Genomic DNA, 17,649 nt, shown 5'->3' with positions numbered 1-17,649 from the left:
GTATGCCACATGTTGAAAGATCCAATGTTGTGGGGCTTTTTGGTGGTTCCTTTAATCCACCGCATGCGGGGCATCTTCTTGTTGCAAAAATTGCCATTCGGCGGTTGCATCTTGATCAGTTATGGTGGATGATCACTCCAGGAAATCCTTTAAAGGATTGTACACAGTTGCTCTCTTTAGAGGAGAGAATGCAATTAAGTTTTAAACTTATTGACCATCCGAAAATTCGTTTAACAGGTTTTGAACAGGCTATAGGGAGCAAAGTATCAGTAGATACGATTTTTCATATTCTTACCCATTACAGTGGCGTAAATTTTGTATGGATTATGGGGGCAGATAGTTTTACGACGATACATCATTGGTATCGATGGCATGATATCGTTTCTATGCTTCCTATTGCGATTATTGATCGTCCTTTAGGCAATCGGTCGGCATTTTCTTCTCCTATGGCACATATTTATCGCCGTTTTCGTTTGGATGAGAGAGAAAGTAAGCGATTACCTTTTATAAAGCCACCAGTTTGGACTTATTTGCACGGACCTTTATCTTTTCAATCTTCAACAAACCTTCGTTTGAAGAAGAATGATTTTTCTTGAACATTTTATAAGATTCTGCTTCTCTTTAGAGAAATCTCTTTTTTAGATTCCACAACGATAAGAAAGGATATTGATCTGAAAAACGTTGCACACAAACACTTTTACGATATTATGCATTCAAAAGAAAAAAAAGTTCTTTCTGTTAGTGAGAGTCTTGAAGTTATTCTCAAGAGTTTAGAAGACACAAAAGCAGAAGATATTGTTGCTATTGATATTCGAGGGAAGTCATCTTTGGCTGATTATATGGTCATAGCTTCAGCAAATTCGCAGCGTCATGTATCTTCTATTGCTGATCATTTATTACATACTTGGAAAGATAGTGGGCAGGGGCTTGCGCGTGTAGAAGGGCTTGCTGGAGGTGACTGGGTATTGATTGATACAGGTGATATTATCATTCATCTTTTTCGTCCAGAAATTCGTCTTTTTTATAATTTAGAAAAAATATGGATGACTCCGGATTTAAACGATACAGCTTTGCTTTTCTTAGGAGATCATTAAAATGCAAATTTCTATTTTTGCGGTTGGTCGTATGAAAAGTGGAGCGGAGCAAAAATTAGTTCAGCATTATTTGGATCGTTTTTCTAAAATTTCTGGAGCTGTAGGCTTTCATTTAAAAAAGTTACAAGAGACACCAGAAAGTCGTGCTCAAATAGCTTGTCAACGTATGGAGGAAGAGGGGGAAAGACTTATTGAATTTTTACCTGAAAAATGTCGATTAATTGTGTTAGATGAGCGCGGAGAATCGATTTCTTCAACTTCTTTTTCTGAAAAATTGAGGTGTTATCGTGATGAAGGCATTCGAGATGTCGTCATTGCTTTGGGAGGACCTGATGGGCATAATGAACAAATAAGGAAGCGTGCTGATTTTCTTTTATCTTTTGGTTTGATGACGTGGCCACATCAAATTGCACGTATTCTTCTTACAGAACAACTTTACCGCGCTGTAACAATTGAAAATAATCATCCGTATCATCGTTTTTAATATTTTTGTGCAATTTTTAGCACTTATTAATATTGTTTTAGCTGACACCATTTAAAGCATCTCTAATGTATACGATGAGGTGTCATGGTTGGGCAAATGAAAAAGCTTCTTCATAGAAAGATGCTATATTTATATGGGGAATGCGTGATATTTGTCATTCTGCTCTTGAGTATGTTTTTTTGCTTTTCTGTATCGCATGCGGAAGATACAATGAGGAGTACGGAAGCACATAAAGAGTTGGGAGAAATTCGCCAAAATATTTCACTTTCGCGTGAGCGTGTTGCTTTTCTTACGCATCAAGTTGAGAATTTAAAAAAAGATCAACGTGTTTTGAGTGATGCACTCATAAAGGCGGCTAAAGAAGAACGTACAGTAGCAGATGATATTGCTAAAAGGGAAGAAAAGCTTAAAAAAATGATAGAAAAGCGGGTACAAGTCTATCAAAGTTTAAAAAATCGTCGTGCTGAATTTGCGGAAGTTCTTGCAATTTTGGAACGTATGGGATTGAATCCGCCTCCTGCTCTTATGATACAGCCAGAGGACGCGTTGGCTTCTATACGTAGTTCTGTTTTATTAGGGACTGTTATTCCTCAGATGGAAGAGAAAACACGAGATTTAACAGAGAAACTCAAGGAGTTGACCAATTTGAGTAATTCCATTATTACGGAATATACGGCGTTAAAGACAAAACTGCAAAATCAAGCAGAGCAGCGAAAACGTCTAGAGCTTTTATTAGACAAAAAAAACAAACTACAAAAAAAATCAGAAAAAGAACTTACAGAACAGCAACAAAAAAATATTGCTCTTGCTAAAAAAGCGCGGTCTTTGGAAGAATTGATTTTAGAGCTCGATCGTCAGTCAAAACTTAGCTCTGATGCATCAGTACAGGTACGGAAAAGTTTGCAATTGTTAGAGCAGTCCAATTTTGAAAGCCGAAAAGGTTCGTTACTTTTTCCTGTTTCAGGAAAAAGAATACATCACTTTAACAAAAATTCGCAGATTACGCGCTTTGGTGAAACGATAGAAACAGAGTCAGGAGCTGTTGTTATATCACCTGTGGATGCTTTTGTTGCTTTTGCTGGGCCATTTCGTTCTTACGGACAGTTAATCATTCTCAATGTTGGAAATGGTTATCATATCATTCTTACTGGAATGTCGAGAATTAATGTAAAACAGGGGCAGTTTGTTCTTTCAGGTGAGCCTCTGGGTATAATGGAGATGCAATTTATTTCAAACAGTGTTGCATTCGATATAGGAAAAATTTCTCCAATGCTTTACATTGAGTTTAGAAAGCAGGGAAAACCTGTAAATCCAACTCCTTGGTGGCAGACTGAAAAAATAAGAAGGAGCCAAAATGATTCGTAAAGTTATTCTTTTGGTCGCTGGGGTATTGCTCGGCGCCTGTTCAATGATTATGGTGCAGTCTGTTGCTGCGAATAATGAAGATAATGCATATAAAAAGCTAGCTATATTTGGCGATGTTTTTGAGCGCGTGCGTATGCAATACGTTACAGTTCCAGATGATAAAAAGCTTATTGAAAATGCTATCAATGGTATGCTCACATCACTGGACCCTCATTCATCTTATTTGAACGCTGAAGAAGCCAAGGATATGCGGGATTCTACGAAAGGAGAGTTCGGAGGTCTTGGTATTGAGGTTACTATGGAAAAAAACTTAATTAAAGTTGTTTCACCAATGGATGATACTCCCGCTTCAAAAGCAGGTATTCTAGCAGGAGACCTTATTTCAAAAATTGATGATGTACAAACGAATGGTCAAACATTGAATGAAGCTGTTAATAAGATGCGAGGTGCTCCTGGAACACCAATTACCTTAACAATTATTCGTTCTGGCGTTGATAAGCCATTTGAAGTGAAGATTGTTCGTGATATTATCAAGGTAAAAGCGGTAAAATATCGGGTTGAGGGCGACATTGGATATTTAAGAGTTATCCAGTTTTCTGAGCAGACATTGGGTAATCTTCTGGCGGCAATTAAAGATATCCAATCTAAAATTCCTGAAGATAAGTTAAAAGGTTACGTCCTTGATTTGCGGCTTAATCCTGGTGGGCTTTTAGATCAAGCTGTTAATGTTTCGAGTGCTTTTCTGAATAAAGGTGAAATTGTGTCGACTCGTGGGCGCAAAAAGAGTGATGTGACAAGATTTGATGCGAAGCCTGGTGATGTCATCAATGGAAAACCGCTCATTGTCCTTATTAATGGTGGTTCGGCAAGTGCTTCTGAAATTGTTGCGGGTGCATTACAAGATCATCGTCGTGCAACAATTTTAGGAACGCAGTCTTTTGGTAAAGGGTCTGTTCAAACAATTATTCCTTTGGGTGAAAATGGAGCTTTACGCTTAACAACAGCACTTTATTACACGCCATCTGGCACTTCTATTCAAGGAACAGGGATCACGCCTGATATTATTGTAGAGCAACCACTCCCTGAAAAATATAAGGGTTATGATGTAAAAGTTGGTGAGTCGGCATTAAAAGGACATATCAAAGGAAAACGAGAGAGTAATAAAGGATCTGGTTCAGCTGCTTTTGTTCCGAAAGACCCTAAAGATGATATTCAATTGAATGAGGCTTATAAACTGTTACGAGGTGAAATGGCACATGCAGCATTTCCACCAGATCCCAATAAGGATGTGTTAAAGTGAGGAATGATATCTATAGCTTGCTATTTTGAGGAATATTAAATGGATGCAGGTATTAATTTGAAGACTCTTCCATATCGCAAATGTGTTGGGATTGTTGTCTTTAATTATGAGGGTAAAGTTTGGGTTGGGCGTCGTTTAATGACGCCCATTCATGCAGATATTGAAATATCTCGTCGTTGGCAGCTTCCTCAAGGAGGGATTGATGAAGATGAAAAACCATTAGATGCAGCATATCGTGAACTTTATGAAGAAACGGGTATTCGATCTGTAAAGTTGATTAAAGAAACACAAAATTGGTTCCACTATGATTTTCCACAAGAACTTATTGGGTGCACATTAAGCAATAAATATCGTGGGCAAATACAAAAGTGGTTTGCTTTCCAGTTTACGGGAAAGCTTTCTGAAATTGCTATTAATCCGCCACCAGATGGCAATAAAGCGGAATTCGATCAATGGAAATGGATTGATCTAGAAACCCTTCCGTTGATTGCAGTTTCTTTTAAAAAGCATGTTTATATGAAAGTTGTCAGCGAATTTCGAGGTAGCCTTAGACCATTATAAAAGCTATATGATTATGAGAAAGCTTTTTTTATTAAGATGCTTTATATTATTTATAAATAATAAACATGTTTCTCTTTTATGTAAAGAACAGGAATATAAAATGAAAAAGTTATTTAATTTACTTATAGTTTTTACTCTCTTGAGTATTTCATCGGTTGCATTTGCAACAAATTCAAAACCTCCTGCATCAAAAGATGCGGCAGCGACATTGCCAAATGGAGCTTCTTCTTTGACTGAAACCTACGGTTTGTGGACTATTAACTGTGGTATACAAGAAGGGAAAAGAATTTGCTTTATGCACCGTCAAGAAGCGAATGAGCAGGGGCGTGTTGTTGTGGCTATGAGCCTTATTCTCAATGCTGAGGGTGTTGTATCTGGTAATTTAACAGTTCCGTTTGGCATTTTGGTTTCTAAGCCTGTTCGTTTACAAGTTGATGAGGGAAAAGCTGTTATCGAAACTGGTATTCGGACTTGTGTACCAGCAGGTTGCGTAGTTCCTGTTGTTTTTGACAAAAATCACGTAGCAGCTTTACGTTCTGGAAAACAGTTAAAGTTGGCGATGACAATTGCTGCTGCAGGTGAACCAGCTCTGAATGATTTATTTGTTCAGCTCAATGGTTTTAGCAATGCCCTTAACCGTTTAACTGCTTTGCAGAAATAATTTCAAAAATAAAAGCGGCCTTTTTAAGGCCGTTTTTAGTTTGTTCGTTGTTTATATATTAATAATTAAAACGATGAGATTTAAGATTAATCCTATAAGGAATATTCAAAGTTCTTTAAGTTCTCGGATTTTTTGCTGTTTCTTCTATTTTCATGTGCTATTTTTAATTTTGATATTTGTTTTTAGCTGCATCGTCATTAAATAGAGAGATGAAGAATTTAGATGTCTGGTTTTTATTCAAGAAAAAAGAGTATTGAAATATAAAATCATTTTTTGATACACAGACCTGCTTTAATGAAGGTTTTCTATACGCTCTTCTGTTTCCTTGATTGAAAGGGATAACGCATGATTTACGCATTGCTTCGAACGATTGATTTGATTTTTGATATTTATATTTATATTTTAAGCGCTAGTGTCATTTTGTCTTGGCTTTATGTTTTTAATATCATAAATTCGCGCAATCGCTTTGTTGTTTTGATAGGAAGCTTTCTACATCGTCTTACAAACCCCGTTCTAAGCCGTATCCGGCAAATTTTACCAAATTTCGGAACAATTGATATTTCACCTATTGTAGTGTTCATTATTATTTATTTTATTCGTACTTTCATGTGGCTCGTTTACGCAAACATGTATTTATAGAAATATTACTTGGGGCAAATACATGTTTTATCAAGTTGATAAAAATAACTTGATTTTGTTTGTATATCTCATTCCCAAATCCTCCGTTGACAAAATAATAGGGGTTGAATGTAGGGATGGTGAAAAACAATATCTGGTTATACGCCTTCGTACTGTTCCTGAAGATGGAAAAGCGAATAAAGCTCTCATTAAATTTCTTGCGAAGCAGTGGAGAATACCATCTTCTTCTATTTCTTTAAAAAACGGCGCAATATCTCGCTACAAACAACTTTATTTTTCAACACATTTAGAAGAGCTAAAGCAGATATGGCAATCCTTTAGAGATTGCATTTCGTAGAAAAAATAAATAATAAAGCCTATTAAAAAAACAGGCTTTATTTTATTAAAATCGTTATATTTCGTTATTGCGCTCAACAGCTTGCTTAATTAATTCATGAGCAAAGTTTTTATCACGCCATCCTTCAATTTTAGCCCATTTTCCAGGTTCCAGATCTTTGTAATGCTTGAAGAAATGTTCAATTTGTTTGAGTGTAATCTCGGGCAGATCTGTATAGTTATGAATATTGATATAGCGTTTTGTTAATTTTGGAGTGGGAATGGCAATAATTTTTTCATCTTTACCGCCATCATCTTCCATCATCAGAGCTCCGATGGGGCGAACATTGATAACACAACCAGGCATAAGTGGACGGGTATTACAGATAAGGACATCAATAGGATCACCATCATCTGAAAGCGTATGAGGGACAAAACCGTAATTCCCAGGATAAACCATTGATGTATGAAGAAAACGGTCAACAAATAATGCGCCCGACTTTTTATCCATCTCATATTTTGTTGGTTGACCACCAAGGGAGACTTCTACGATAACGTTAATATCTTCTGGTGGATTTTTGCCTACGGGTATTTCCTTAATATTCATAGAGACATCCTTTCTGGGATATAGTGAGGCTCAATACAATTAAATCTTTTACCAAAGAGATTATGAAATTAGCTTAAAATTGATGCACGTGTTTTTTCAAAACGTTTACGTTCATTAGGATCAAGATAGAGTTTGCGGAGACGAATATTTTTAGGGGTTACCTCCACAAGTTCATCATCTTGTATCCACGATAAGGCACGTTCTAATGTCATTTTAATGGGAGGCGTTAGCTTTACAGCTTCATCTTTTCCGGAAGCGCGCATATTGGTGAGTTTTTTTCCTTTTAACACATTAACTTCTAAGTCATTATCACGTGAGTGGATACCAATAATCATACCTTGATAGACTTTCACACCCGCATCGATGATCATAGGTCCACGATCTTCAAGATTAAAAAGAGCATAAGCGACAGCTTCACCGTTGTCATTTGAAATCATAACACCATTAACACGACCAGCAATGTCTCCTTTATAAGGTTCATAAGCATGGAAAAGGCGATTCATAATTGCTGTACCACGTGTGTCCGTTAAAAGTTCAGATTGATAACCAATGAGTCCTCTAGTTGGTGCATAAAAAACAAGTCGGACCCGATTACCCCCCGAAGGACGTAATTCCACCATTTCGCCCTTACGTTCAGACATTTTCTGTACAACAGTACCGGAATACTCTTCATCAACATCGATAACAACTTCTTCGATTGGCTCAAGAGTTATTCCATTTTCATCTTTTTGCATAACAACACGTGGACGTGAAACACTAAGCTCAAATCCTTCTCGACGCATATTTTCAATGAGAACGGCAAGTTGTAATTCTCCTCGTCCTGAAACGTAGAAAGAATCTTTATCGGCTGATTCTTCAATTTTAAGAGCGACATTACCTTCTGCTTCTTTTAACAATCGGTCACGAATGACACGACTTGTTACTTTATCGCCTTCAGTTCCAGCAAGGGGACTATCGTTGACGAGAAAACTCATAGTAACAGTAGGGGGATCAATTGGTTGGGCAGTAAGGGATTCATTAACAGTAGGATCACAGAAAGTATCAGCAACGGTACCTTTTTGTAGACCTGCAATCGCAACAATATCACCAGCACTTCCTTCTTCAATAGGTTGCCGTTCTAAGCCACGAAATGCTAAAATCTTTGAAATACGCCCAGTTTCTAAAAGTTTTCCATCTTGGCCAAGAACCTTGACATTTTGATTGGGTTTTAGAGAGCCAGAATGAATCCGCCCTGTAATAATTCGTCCCAAAAACGGATCCGCTTCAAGAATAGTTCCAATCATACGAAACGGTCCTTCTGCTACACTAGGAGAAGGGACATGCTGCGTCACAAGATCAAATAAAGGACCTAATCCCTGATCTTTTGGACCCTCAGGGGCTTCAGCCATCCATCCATCGCGTCCAGATCCATAAAGAATAGGAAAATCAAGCTGTTCATCGGTTGCATCAAGAGCAGCGAAAAGGTCAAAAACCTCATTAATGACTTCATCAACGCGTGCATCAGGTCGGTCAATTTTATTAATCGCAACAATAGGGCGCAATCCCACTTTCAATGCTTTGCCAACGACAAATTTTGTTTGTGGCATTGGTCCTTCGGCAGCATCAACAAGTACAATGACTCCATCAACCATATTTAGAATGCGTTCAACTTCTCCACCAAAGTCGGCGTGTCCTGGTGTATCAACAATATTAATTCGATTATCCTTCCAAACAACAGATGTTACTTTCGCTAGGATTGTAATTCCACGTTCTTTTTCAATATCGTTTGAATCCATCATACGTTCGCTTGTACGCTGATTATCACGGAAGTTTCCTGATTGCTTGAGAAGTCCGTCTACAAGCGTTGTTTTCCCATGGTCAACGTGGGCAATGATGGCAATGTTACGCAATTGCATAAATTTTCTTCTTTTCGTTTAATGAAATTCCATTTGAGGCAAAGTCTTTACATTCTTTGCCTGACTATTATAAAACCTTTTACATGTTTTTTTATAATTTTGGAAGATGGAGGTAATATTTTTATGGCAAAACTATTCATCTAAGTCTTTAAGGCTCTATTAAGCTTCAATTGCTGGAGCTTCGTAAAAGGATTTTTTATAGTATGTATGTTCTATTCTCGAGCTAATAATTGTCCATAAAAATCACCGTCAATTTGATTTTTATCAATATGGCGCAAGGAATTTATATGAACGCTTGTAAGAATAAGTAAGTATAAAGCTAGCTGTATTATTGTTGTTGTTTTGCAAGAGATTGATAAAAATCCAGAATATCTCTTAATCCATAGCCAATTTATTGACAGCTGTACGACATTTTTATTCGAATAAAGCTTTTGCTTATTCTATAACTTGTCCATCAAAATCCAGATCTAATGCAACCGTGTATTTGAGGTAAATATTGAGACGATTAAGCATTTTATAAGAAGTTCTAGCTTTTGTATGCCAGATTGGGGCAAGAGTTATATCTGTGTGATTTATTTATGAAACCGGAATACAGTCTTATTTAGAAAAAATATGAAGGCATAAAAAGAAAATTCCCATCTTTGCCGTTAAGCCAATTTTATGATTTCAAAAGCATCTAAGCAATATCTTTTAAACCATGGAGATAATGCATTGCCTCACACTTTTGTTTATCGCATTCTCTAATAGGAGTATGCTTTTCATGCCAAACAGAACGCTTTAAACAGAATACACTTGTTGTTGCATATTCATGTAATTAAGAGAGATTTCTTAACGGACACTACATTCATTCCATAATAGGGCTCATAAATGGTGTAATATACGCGAATAGTATACTATCAACGCCTTTGTGAAGAAATATAAAACCTATGGAGCATCATCATTATTATTATTTCTCAGCTGTCAATATTGCGACAGTTTTTGATACGAGAGAGAGTATAAGAAATATTTAAATTTTTTCTTGAATAGTTTTTAGCCATACACCAATCTCGTTTGTGATAGGCAAGAAGATGACTTTAATTGATTTAATATGAGACGCTTTATGATGAGATAAATTTACGAGATTCAGAGCTGTTATTCAATAAAAAATAATAAATTATCTATGGAGCGGTGCGCTAGAAAATAAATTAATAGAGCTTATTCTCTTCTGAAAAGATCTTAGGTTACATGATAAGATCTTTTCAGAAGAAAGAGTTTTTGCTTTACATGTTTAAAGAAGAGTTCCTGACAAAATGAGGGAAGCTACAGAAAAATAGATTATAATGCCCATGACATCTACTAAAGTTGCCACGAAAGGAGCAGAAGCACTTGCTGGATCAAATTTTAAACCTTTAAGAATAAAAGGCAGCATAGATCCAGAAAGAGAACCAAAGGTAACGATTCCGACTAAAGCTGTACCCACTGTTGTCGAAACAGCAATCCAATGTTGCCCATAGTCGTAGATACCGAATTGTTGCCAAAGAGCAATGCGCGTAATGCCAATAATTCCCAGTAAGAGACCAAGGGATAGTCCTGTTGGAATTTCACGAATGAACACTTTCCACCAGTCTTTCAAGGTGAGTTCACGTAAAGCCAATGCACGGATAATAAGGGATGTAGCCTGTGAGCCGGAATTTCCTCCTGAGCTCATAATGAGAGGTATGAACAGTGTAAGAATAATCGCTTTTTCGAGTTCTGTTTCGAAATGTTGCATAGCGCTTGCTGTCAGCATTTCACCGATAAAGAGTAAAGCGAGCCATCCGCCACGTTTTTTCATCATTTCAGGAAATTTAATTTGCATATAGGGCTTATTAAGCGCTTCCATACCTCCAAATTTATAGGCATCTTCATTCATCTCATCAACCATAGTATCAAGCACGTCATCGACGGTTACAATGCCAATGACATGGTTACTTTCATCAACTACAGGCACAGAGAGAAGATCATGGCGCTGGAAAAGGCGTGCGATATCTTCATGATGTGTGAAGGGCGATATTGTAATGGGCGAGTCATGGGTAGGGACATTAAGAATTTGTTCATCAGGTGAAGCAAGAATAAGGTTACGCAGTGAAACAGCTTTGAGAAGAATACCTGTTTTAGGGTCAATTACATAGCTGGTATAAACTGTTTCACGTGTCCGCTCGACCTCACGAATGTGATCCAAAGTTTTTTGTATGGTCCAGTTTGAAGGAACGGCTATAAACTCTGTTGTCATCAGTGCCCCTGCTGTATGATCAGGATAACTGGTGAGTTTTTTAAGTTCAGCACGCGTTAAGGGTTTAAGCAAGGCATAAAGTCGTGTGCGGGTTTCTTTATCCATTTCTTGAAAGACGTCTGCAGCAGCATCAGCAGACATGCCATCAAGAATTTCAACAGCACGATTTATAGGGAGAAGTTCTAGGATGGCAGCAGGTTGCTCAAGCTCTGGTTTATCAAAAAGTTCGATAACATAATCAAGAGGCAGAAGACTAAGAATAGTTACACGTTCCATGATATCGAGGTCATTGATGATATCAATAGAGTCTGCAAAATGCTGGTTCTTTAACTTTTCAGCGAGAGCTTCAGGAGAAAAATTTTTGAAGTCGAAGGTCGTTTTGATTTCAGTCATGATAAAGTACCTCCTGAAGAATTGGAGAATTGTAAATCTAGATAATAAATGAGATAAAAACAAAAGTTTATGGAAGATTAAAAAACTCCCCAACTATATTCCCAATTGTTAATATTTGAAGTAAAGTCAAGGGTAAATTATAACTTATAAACAATTTTCTGAATCACTAAAACGAGAATACAGCTTAATTTGAGGATAATATAAAGGCGTAAATATAAAAATCAGTTCTGATTTTTACCATCATTTCTTTAATGTAGTTTTACGATTTCCAAGTTTTTTATTCAATAGCGTTTTGAAACTCAGGAAATATTTTTAGTATATTATCAATTTGTGTCGTAAAGATAATTGTTACAGCTTAAATTTATAATGGAGACATAAAGTATTATGACAAAAGCAGCAGTGCTGGACTGGAAGGGATTTTCAGGTCTTCCTGATTTTTCTTCTATAAGTGATGAAGATTTTAAACCCGCTTTTGAACAGGCACTTCAAGAAGCCGAAGAAGAACTAGAGGCGATTGCGATGGTGCAAGAACCACCAACGCTTGAGAATTTTTTGCAGCCTTTTGAGCTTTGTGGCAAAGCGCTTGATCGTGTTTGTTCAATATTTTTCTTGCGCACCAGTGCTCATACGAATGTATTAATTCAACAGCTAGAGCAAGAGTTCGTTGTAAAACTTTCTCGTTATTCTTCAAAAATGATGATGGATGCGCGGATATTTGCGAAAATAGATGTGCTTTATAAACAGTCGCAGCTGGGCATGTTTGAGAGTGAAACAACACGTGTTCTTGAATTATGGTGGAAAAAGTTTGTTTGTCATGGGGCAAAACTCGATGAAAAAGCTAAGAAACGGCTTTTGGAAATTAATGAAAGACTTGCTTTTTTAAATGCTACTTTTGGACAAAATGTCTTAAATGATGAAGCTGAATGGATTCTGTTTTTAAAACAAACAGACTTGTCTGGTTTACCGCAAGATCTCATTGCTTCAATGAAGGAAATTGCGTGTGAAAGAGGTAATGAAGAAGCGTATGCATTAACACTAGCACGTTCGATTGTTGAACCTTTTTTAAAATTCTCTAATCGTCGTGATTTACGTGAGGTTTCATTCCAAGCTTGGGCTAAACGTGGTGAAAATAATAACAAGAATGATAATAAATCAATTATTGTAGAGATTGTTGCGCTTCGAGATGAGCAGGCTAAATTATTGGGATATAAATCTTTCGCAGATTTGAAACTCGATAACACCATGGCTAAAAGTGTTGATTCCGTTATGGATTTGCTTATGTCTGTATGGGAGCGCGCAAGAGCGAAAGCTTCTACTGAGCAAATTGAATTACAAAATTTTGCCAATAATCAGGGCAACAATGAATCTTTAGCTGCTTGGGATTGGCGTTATTATGCTGAAAAATTTCGCACTGAAAAACTTTTTTTCGATAGCGCTGAGATTAAATATTATTTTCAGCTTGATCGTATGATTAAAGCGGCTTTTGGGGTAGCAGAAAAACTCTTTGGCATTACATTTGAAGAAAAAAATGCTGTTACACTTTGGCATCCTGATGCACGTTTGTGGGAAGTAAAAAAGTCTGATGGAAGTTTACTTGGGCATTTTATTGGTGATTATTTTGCGCGTTCTTCAAAACGCTCCGGTGCGTGGATGAGTAGTTTGCAATCACAACATAAATTGGATGGCGGACAAAAGCCTATTATCTACAATGTTTGTAATTTTGCTAAACCACCCAAAGGGGAGGTTGCTCTTTTATCACTTGATGATGCGCGTACGCTTTTCCACGAATTTGGGCATGCATTACATGGTTTGCTTTCTGATGTCACATGGACATCTGTGTCAGGAACATCGGTTTCGCGTGATTTTGTTGAGCTGCCTTCTCAACTTTACGAACATTGGTTAACTGTCCCAGAGATTTTACAGACTTATGCTACGCATGTAAAAACAGGACATCCTATGCCGCAAGCATTAATGGATAAGGTTTTGTCAGCACAGACATTTAATGCTGGCTTTGCTGCAGTTGAATTTACTTCATCAGCTCTCGTAGATATGGCTTTTCATAAAGGACAAAAGGTAACTGATCCAACAGTGTTTGAAAGCCAAGAATTAGAAAAGCTGCAAATGCCTGATACAATTATTATGCGCCATCGTCCTCCACATTTTACGCATATATTTTCAGGTGATGGTTACGCCGCTAGTTACTATTCTTATATGTGGTCGGAAGTCCTTGATGCTGATGCTTTTCAGGCTTTTGAAGAAACGGGAGATGTTTTTAATTCAAAGCTTGCTGATAAGTTGAAACGTTTTATTTACTCTGCTGGGGGAAGTCGTGATCCAGAGGAGCTTTATAAAGCTTTTCGGGGACGGATGCCTTTACCAGAGGCAATGATTAACAAACGTGGACTATAAGATATAACGGTATGGTTAACACCATGCCGTTTTCATATTATTCGAAAGATGCAGTTGCGATTTATGAAATTTTTTCTTCATTATAGCTCTGTAAACAGAGTTTTTTATCTTATTCACTTTTTGTTTATGGAGGAAATTAGATTTTGTATTTTTAATAGACATTATGGGAAAGAAAAATTATCAGCTCGATCTTTTTGATACCCATTTGGTGGAAACCATGATTTTTTTATAAAAATTAACTTTCTTTTTCCTAAAAGGTAAGTGTTTTGTTGTGCCATATCATCGAGGCTCATTGGAGGCTGACGCATAATATTACTCCGCTCTTGATTCTCTGATTCTTGTATAAGTTTTTGAATAGCTTGATCGGTTGAGTAAGGATTTTCATGAGAAAAGGAATAAAAATTTAAAATACTTTTCAATGGTTTTTCTAAATAAGAGGCAAGTTTTCTCTTTCCTTCAGGGGTGAAATGCATGCCATTATTGGTGCGTAATTTGGTTATTTTTCCATTAATATCATAGCCTGAAAAAGAAAAATTTCCTTCTTCATCACTAAAGCCGCTCCAGATATCGAGAAAATATCCTTCTGCTGTTTCTGTTTCTTTTTTATAGAGTGCATTAAAAACTTTCATTTTTTGTGTCAAAAGGTCATTTCTAAAGGCAGGTTGACTTATCCATATCCATGATTTTCCAGAGGCATGAAGACTTTCAGCAATTTCGATAATTCTTTGTTTGTAGATGTGCATCCATTCTGATTGATCTGTGTTAATTGTGCTATAAGAGTCTGTGATTGGTTGATTATCATTTGCACCGATCATCATGATAATAACATCGGGATTATTTTGATCAATGAGTTTAGCAATATTGCTTTTCCAAGAATAATAATCCGTTCGAACTAAGCCGGAAGCTGGCATTGTGTTGTTCATGATAACGATATCGCTATTATTTATAAAAAATCTCTTAAGGGCATCGGCAACAGCAAAAGCTGTAAAATCCCCTATGACAAGAATGCGTTTTGCATTCTCATTTTTTCGCTTTTGTATGTTTTTTTGTGTTACAATCTTTTTTTGCGGCTTATCTATTTTTTGTTCTATAATTTGCGGTGGTTGTTGTATCTGTTTGTTATGCTGTGATAACCATTTGAAGAAGTTTGTTGCTTGACTTGGGGATGGCTGTGTGATCCCCACAATAGAAAGTGAAAATAGCAATAATGTTAAGTATATCAGGCGAAAAGAAGACAAAACCTTAGTCTCCATTATTGTTTGCGAAGGAGAAAAAGCAGTTGAGATGATGGATATCCATTTGCTTTTAGACCGTGACGCAGTTGAAAAGCTTTAATTGCTTTGCGAGAAGCTGTTCCGATTTTTCCATCAACATTCCCTTTATAATAGCCCAGTGCACTTAAGCGAGATTGCAGTTCTTTACATTCTTGAAAAGTAAGAGGTTGAAAAGGTCTTTGCCAATCATGCACCAATCCAGGATGTCCAGCGATGCGATCAGCAAGAAGGGCAACAGCAAACGCATAACGATCTGCATTATTATAATGTTTCAGAACAAAGAAATTTTTTGTGACTAAAAATACAGGTCCTTTTGCTCCATCTGGATATTTTAATATTGCTTGTTCAGCTAATCTAGGAAGAGGATGCCCGTTTGCGTGTTTTACACCTAATTTTTTCCATTTTTTAAAGGAATACCAACCTTCAGGAAGGTTTTTTCCCTGCGGCACTTTTACCTCTACTCCCCAAATAAGATTAGGTTTCCAGCCATTTTTGTGGAGCAGGTTAGCGGCAGTAGCCAGAGCATCTGGAACAGAGTTCCAAATATCACGCCGTCCATCTTTGTCTATATCAACTGCATAGGCGAGATAACTGCTTGGAATAAATTGTGTATGCCCCAATGCACCGGCCCAAGATCCAGTAAGTTGAGAGCGTTTAATTTCGCCACTTTGTAGAATTTTCATAGCAGCAATTAGCTGTGTATATGCATATTTTGCACGTTTTTTATCAGCATAGGCTAAAGTTGCAAGAGAGCGAATGGTATCACGCATTACACTTTTATTGGCTAAAATTTTCCCATAGTTGCTTTCCATTGACCAAATAGCAAGAAGAATATTGCGGTCAACACCAAAACGTTTTTCAATTTGAAGAAGCCATTTTTTCCATTTTTGAGTTTGGCGCCTTCCTTCCACAATTGCAATATCATGGACACGATTATCGAAATAGTTCCATGAAGGAGTAACAAATTCCGGTTGGTATGCGGCGCTTTTTAGAACTTCTCGATCAATGGTATTAACACCTTTAAACGCCATATTAAACGTAGAAGGGGTAATATTGTGAGCAATAGCTATTTTTTTAAATTCTTTAATCCAGTGTTTAAATCCGCTATCAGCATATGAAAGGGATACAAAAAACATTAAAAAAGCAGAAAAAATAACGGCAGAGCCAGTGAAAAGAGTTCTCCAAGTTATTGACTTCTCTAAAAAAGAGAAAGTCTTCAATTCTGTTTTTTGCATTTTGAAATCCCCATTTTATTAGATGTGCAATAGCTTTATTTTGTATTTAGTTTAATTGATAATATGATCAAGAAGAGGAGGAAGCTGAAATAAATAATTCGTTTTAATCCTTTCAGTGAATTCTCATACTCTCTTTTATATTTTTGATTGCTCATTATAATGATAATCAAAACAATAAGATATCTTTTTTACCATTTCGTAAAAACATATGATAAATAAAACAAAACAGTTATATGAATTCATTGAGGAGGGTGAGTGTGCGTAAAATCCGGAAAGCAGTATTTCCAGTAGCAGGTCTTGGTACGCGTTTTCTTCCTGCGACAAAAACGATTCCTAAAGAAATGCTAACAGTTGTTGATAAACCTGTTATTCAATATGTGGTGGATGAGGCGAAGGAGGCTGGTATTGAGCATTTTATTTTTGTGACTGGACGTAATAAAGCAGTCATTGAGGATTATTTTGATGCGCAAGTTGAATTATACACGACACTTGCTGAATGTGGAAAGAAAGAAGATCTTGCACATTTATACCGTTTACAACCATTACCAGGGTCAACTTCTTTCACTCGGCAACAGCAACCTTTGGGATTAGGGCATGCTCTTTGGTGTGCGCGTGAATTAGTTGCAGGGGAACCTTTTGCTTTGTTATTACCCGATATGCTGATTCAAGCCAAAAAGGGATGTCTTTCTGAGATGATTAGTCTTTATGAAAAGGTGGGTGGGGGAAATATTATTGCAGTTCAGGAATGCGATCTTGAGGAAGCACATAAATACGGTATAGTTGGCAAAGGTAAACAGATTGCAAATGGTTTTAAAATCACAAAAATGGTAGAGAAACCAATGCTAGGAACGGCACCATCAAATTTTTACATCAATGGACGTTATATTTTGCAGCCAGAAATTTTTAATATTCTTTCCACTCAAGAACGAGGAATAGGAAATGAAATTCAATTAACAGATGCTATGATACGGCTTTCAAATGAACAAGATTTTTGGGGTTTGCAAGTAGAAGGGCGCACTTTTGATTGCGGTTCTAAAGCTGGTTTCATTGAAGCCAACGTTGCATTTTCTTTGGCACGCGCTGATATGCACAGCCACGTTTCTGCCTCATTGAAAAATTTACTGGAAACCATTAATGTTGAAAAATGATATAGATCTTTCATTTAA

Annotated in this window: 16 protein-coding genes; 11 read left to right on the top strand and 5 right to left on the bottom strand. The window is 36.8% G+C overall.

Annotated features, from left to right (window positions below):
• Nucleotides 1–2 precede the first annotated feature (2 nt).
• From ACFIJ0_RS03755 to ACFIJ0_RS03715, 9 genes are all read left to right on the top strand, one after another.
• Nucleotides 3–596, top strand: a complete 594-nt coding sequence (locus ACFIJ0_RS03755) for a nicotinate-nucleotide adenylyltransferase (protein WP_375624677.1) — start codon at nt 3–5, stop codon at nt 594–596.
• A gap of 111 nt (nt 597–707) precedes the next feature.
• A complete protein-coding gene (gene rsfS / locus ACFIJ0_RS03750) occupies nt 708–1,094 on the top strand; it encodes a ribosome silencing factor (RefSeq protein WP_375624676.1) in 387 nt (128 codons plus the stop codon).
• A gap of 1 nt (nt 1,095) precedes the next feature.
• The gene (rlmH, locus tag ACFIJ0_RS03745; RefSeq protein WP_375624675.1) at nt 1,096–1,578 is read left to right on the top strand and encodes a 23S rRNA (pseudouridine(1915)-N(3))-methyltransferase RlmH; all 483 of its coding nucleotides are present in this window, start codon (nt 1,096–1,098) and stop codon (nt 1,576–1,578) included.
• An 84-nt stretch (nt 1,579–1,662) separates the two neighbouring features.
• On the top strand, nt 1,663–2,943 hold the full coding sequence (locus tag ACFIJ0_RS03740; RefSeq protein WP_375624674.1) for a murein hydrolase activator EnvC family protein: 1,281 nt from the start codon (nt 1,663–1,665) through the stop codon (nt 2,941–2,943).
• Entirely contained in the window at nt 2,933–4,243 is a 1,311-nt protein-coding gene (locus tag ACFIJ0_RS03735) for a S41 family peptidase (RefSeq protein WP_375624673.1), read from the top strand. The genes ACFIJ0_RS03740 and ACFIJ0_RS03735 overlap by 11 nt, the downstream gene beginning before the upstream one ends.
• 39 nt (nt 4,244–4,282) lie before the next feature.
• Nucleotides 4,283–4,804, top strand: a complete 522-nt coding sequence (locus tag ACFIJ0_RS03730; RefSeq protein WP_375644102.1) for an RNA pyrophosphohydrolase — start codon at nt 4,283–4,285, stop codon at nt 4,802–4,804.
• Nucleotides 4,805–4,904: 100 nt separating this feature from the next.
• The gene (locus ACFIJ0_RS03725) at nt 4,905–5,465 is read left to right on the top strand and encodes an invasion associated locus B family protein (protein ID WP_375624671.1); all 561 of its coding nucleotides are present in this window, start codon (nt 4,905–4,907) and stop codon (nt 5,463–5,465) included.
• Between the two features lie 345 nt (nt 5,466–5,810).
• Nucleotides 5,811–6,104, top strand: a complete 294-nt coding sequence (locus tag ACFIJ0_RS03720; RefSeq protein ID WP_375624670.1) for a YggT family protein — start codon at nt 5,811–5,813, stop codon at nt 6,102–6,104.
• A gap of 22 nt (nt 6,105–6,126) precedes the next feature.
• Nucleotides 6,127–6,441 carry a DUF167 domain-containing protein gene (locus ACFIJ0_RS03715; RefSeq protein WP_375624669.1) on the top strand — a complete coding sequence of 105 codons (315 nt, stop codon included), beginning with the start codon at nt 6,127–6,129 and terminating at the stop codon, nt 6,439–6,441.
• A gap of 54 nt (nt 6,442–6,495) precedes the next feature.
• Here ACFIJ0_RS03715 and ppa read toward each other — a convergent pair whose 3' ends face one another.
• From ppa to mgtE, 3 genes are all read right to left on the bottom strand, one after another.
• Nucleotides 6,496–7,026 (bottom strand): inorganic diphosphatase, encoded by a 531-nt coding sequence (gene ppa, locus ACFIJ0_RS03710; protein WP_375624668.1) that lies wholly within the window; start codon nt 7,024–7,026, stop codon nt 6,496–6,498.
• 68 nt (nt 7,027–7,094) lie between these two features.
• Nucleotides 7,095–8,921 (bottom strand): translational GTPase TypA, encoded by a 1,827-nt coding sequence (gene typA, locus ACFIJ0_RS03705; RefSeq protein WP_375624667.1) that lies wholly within the window; start codon nt 8,919–8,921, stop codon nt 7,095–7,097.
• 1,267 nt (nt 8,922–10,188) lie between these two features.
• Nucleotides 10,189–11,565 (bottom strand): magnesium transporter, encoded by a 1,377-nt coding sequence (mgtE, locus tag ACFIJ0_RS03700; RefSeq protein WP_375624666.1) that lies wholly within the window; start codon nt 11,563–11,565, stop codon nt 10,189–10,191.
• Nucleotides 11,566–11,949: 384 nt separating this feature from the next.
• Here mgtE and ACFIJ0_RS03695 point away from each other — a divergent pair, with 384 nt between their 5' ends.
• A complete protein-coding gene (locus tag ACFIJ0_RS03695; protein WP_375624665.1) occupies nt 11,950–13,974 on the top strand; it encodes a M3 family metallopeptidase in 2,025 nt (674 codons plus the stop codon).
• 161 nt (nt 13,975–14,135) lie between these two features.
• Here the strand turns inward: ACFIJ0_RS03695 and ACFIJ0_RS03690 are convergent, their stop codons facing one another.
• Complete coding sequence (locus tag ACFIJ0_RS03690) at nt 14,136–15,212, bottom strand: SGNH family hydrolase (protein ID WP_375624664.1); 1,077 nt, start codon at nt 15,210–15,212, stop codon at nt 14,136–14,138.
• 14 nt (nt 15,213–15,226) lie between these two features.
• Nucleotides 15,227–16,483, bottom strand: a complete 1,257-nt coding sequence (locus ACFIJ0_RS03685; RefSeq protein WP_375624663.1) for a lytic murein transglycosylase — start codon at nt 16,481–16,483, stop codon at nt 15,227–15,229.
• A 257-nt stretch (nt 16,484–16,740) separates the two neighbouring features.
• Here ACFIJ0_RS03685 and ACFIJ0_RS03680 point away from each other — a divergent pair, with 257 nt between their 5' ends.
• Nucleotides 16,741–17,631: a UTP--glucose-1-phosphate uridylyltransferase gene (locus ACFIJ0_RS03680; RefSeq protein WP_375624662.1), complete on the top strand. Its 891-nt coding sequence runs from the start codon at nt 16,741–16,743 to the stop codon at nt 17,629–17,631.
• Nucleotides 17,632–17,649: the final 18 nt, after the last annotated feature.

This window comes from Bartonella sp. OC68QHHN, assembly GCF_042193875.1.
In the GTDB taxonomy this organism is placed as follows: Bacteria; Pseudomonadota; Alphaproteobacteria; order Rhizobiales; family Rhizobiaceae; genus Bartonella; species Bartonella grahamii_A.
The sequence above is the reverse complement of the archived record's forward strand: the minus strand, read 5'-3'. Positions and strand labels throughout refer to the sequence as shown.

Excerpts from the sequence above, each read along its gene's own strand:
- ppa (WP_375624668.1), bottom strand. The coding sequence starts at position 7,026 with ATGAATATTAAGGAAATACCCGTAGGCAAAAATCCACCAGAAGATATT.
- ACFIJ0_RS03755 (WP_375624677.1), top strand. The coding sequence starts at position 3 with ATGCCACATGTTGAAAGATCCAATGTTGTGGGGCTTTTTGGTGGTTCC.
- ACFIJ0_RS03720 (WP_375624670.1), top strand. The coding sequence starts at position 5,811 with ATGATTTACGCATTGCTTCGAACGATTGATTTGATTTTTGATATTTAT.
- rlmH (WP_375624675.1), top strand. The coding sequence starts at position 1,096 with ATGCAAATTTCTATTTTTGCGGTTGGTCGTATGAAAAGTGGAGCGGAG.
- ACFIJ0_RS03685 (WP_375624663.1), bottom strand. The coding sequence starts at position 16,483 with ATGCAAAAAACAGAATTGAAGACTTTCTCTTTTTTAGAGAAGTCAATA.
- typA (WP_375624667.1), bottom strand. The coding sequence starts at position 8,921 with ATGCAATTGCGTAACATTGCCATCATTGCCCACGTTGACCATGGGAAA.
- ACFIJ0_RS03740 (WP_375624674.1), top strand. The coding sequence starts at position 1,663 with ATGGTTGGGCAAATGAAAAAGCTTCTTCATAGAAAGATGCTATATTTA.
- rsfS (WP_375624676.1), top strand. The coding sequence starts at position 708 with ATGCATTCAAAAGAAAAAAAAGTTCTTTCTGTTAGTGAGAGTCTTGAA.
- ACFIJ0_RS03715 (WP_375624669.1), top strand. The coding sequence starts at position 6,127 with ATGTTTTATCAAGTTGATAAAAATAACTTGATTTTGTTTGTATATCTC.
- ACFIJ0_RS03695 (WP_375624665.1), top strand. The coding sequence starts at position 11,950 with ATGACAAAAGCAGCAGTGCTGGACTGGAAGGGATTTTCAGGTCTTCCT.
- mgtE (WP_375624666.1), bottom strand. The coding sequence starts at position 11,565 with ATGACTGAAATCAAAACGACCTTCGACTTCAAAAATTTTTCTCCTGAA.
- ACFIJ0_RS03730 (WP_375644102.1), top strand. The coding sequence starts at position 4,283 with ATGGATGCAGGTATTAATTTGAAGACTCTTCCATATCGCAAATGTGTT.
- ACFIJ0_RS03725 (WP_375624671.1), top strand. The coding sequence starts at position 4,905 with ATGAAAAAGTTATTTAATTTACTTATAGTTTTTACTCTCTTGAGTATT.
- ACFIJ0_RS03735 (WP_375624673.1), top strand. The coding sequence starts at position 2,933 with ATGATTCGTAAAGTTATTCTTTTGGTCGCTGGGGTATTGCTCGGCGCC.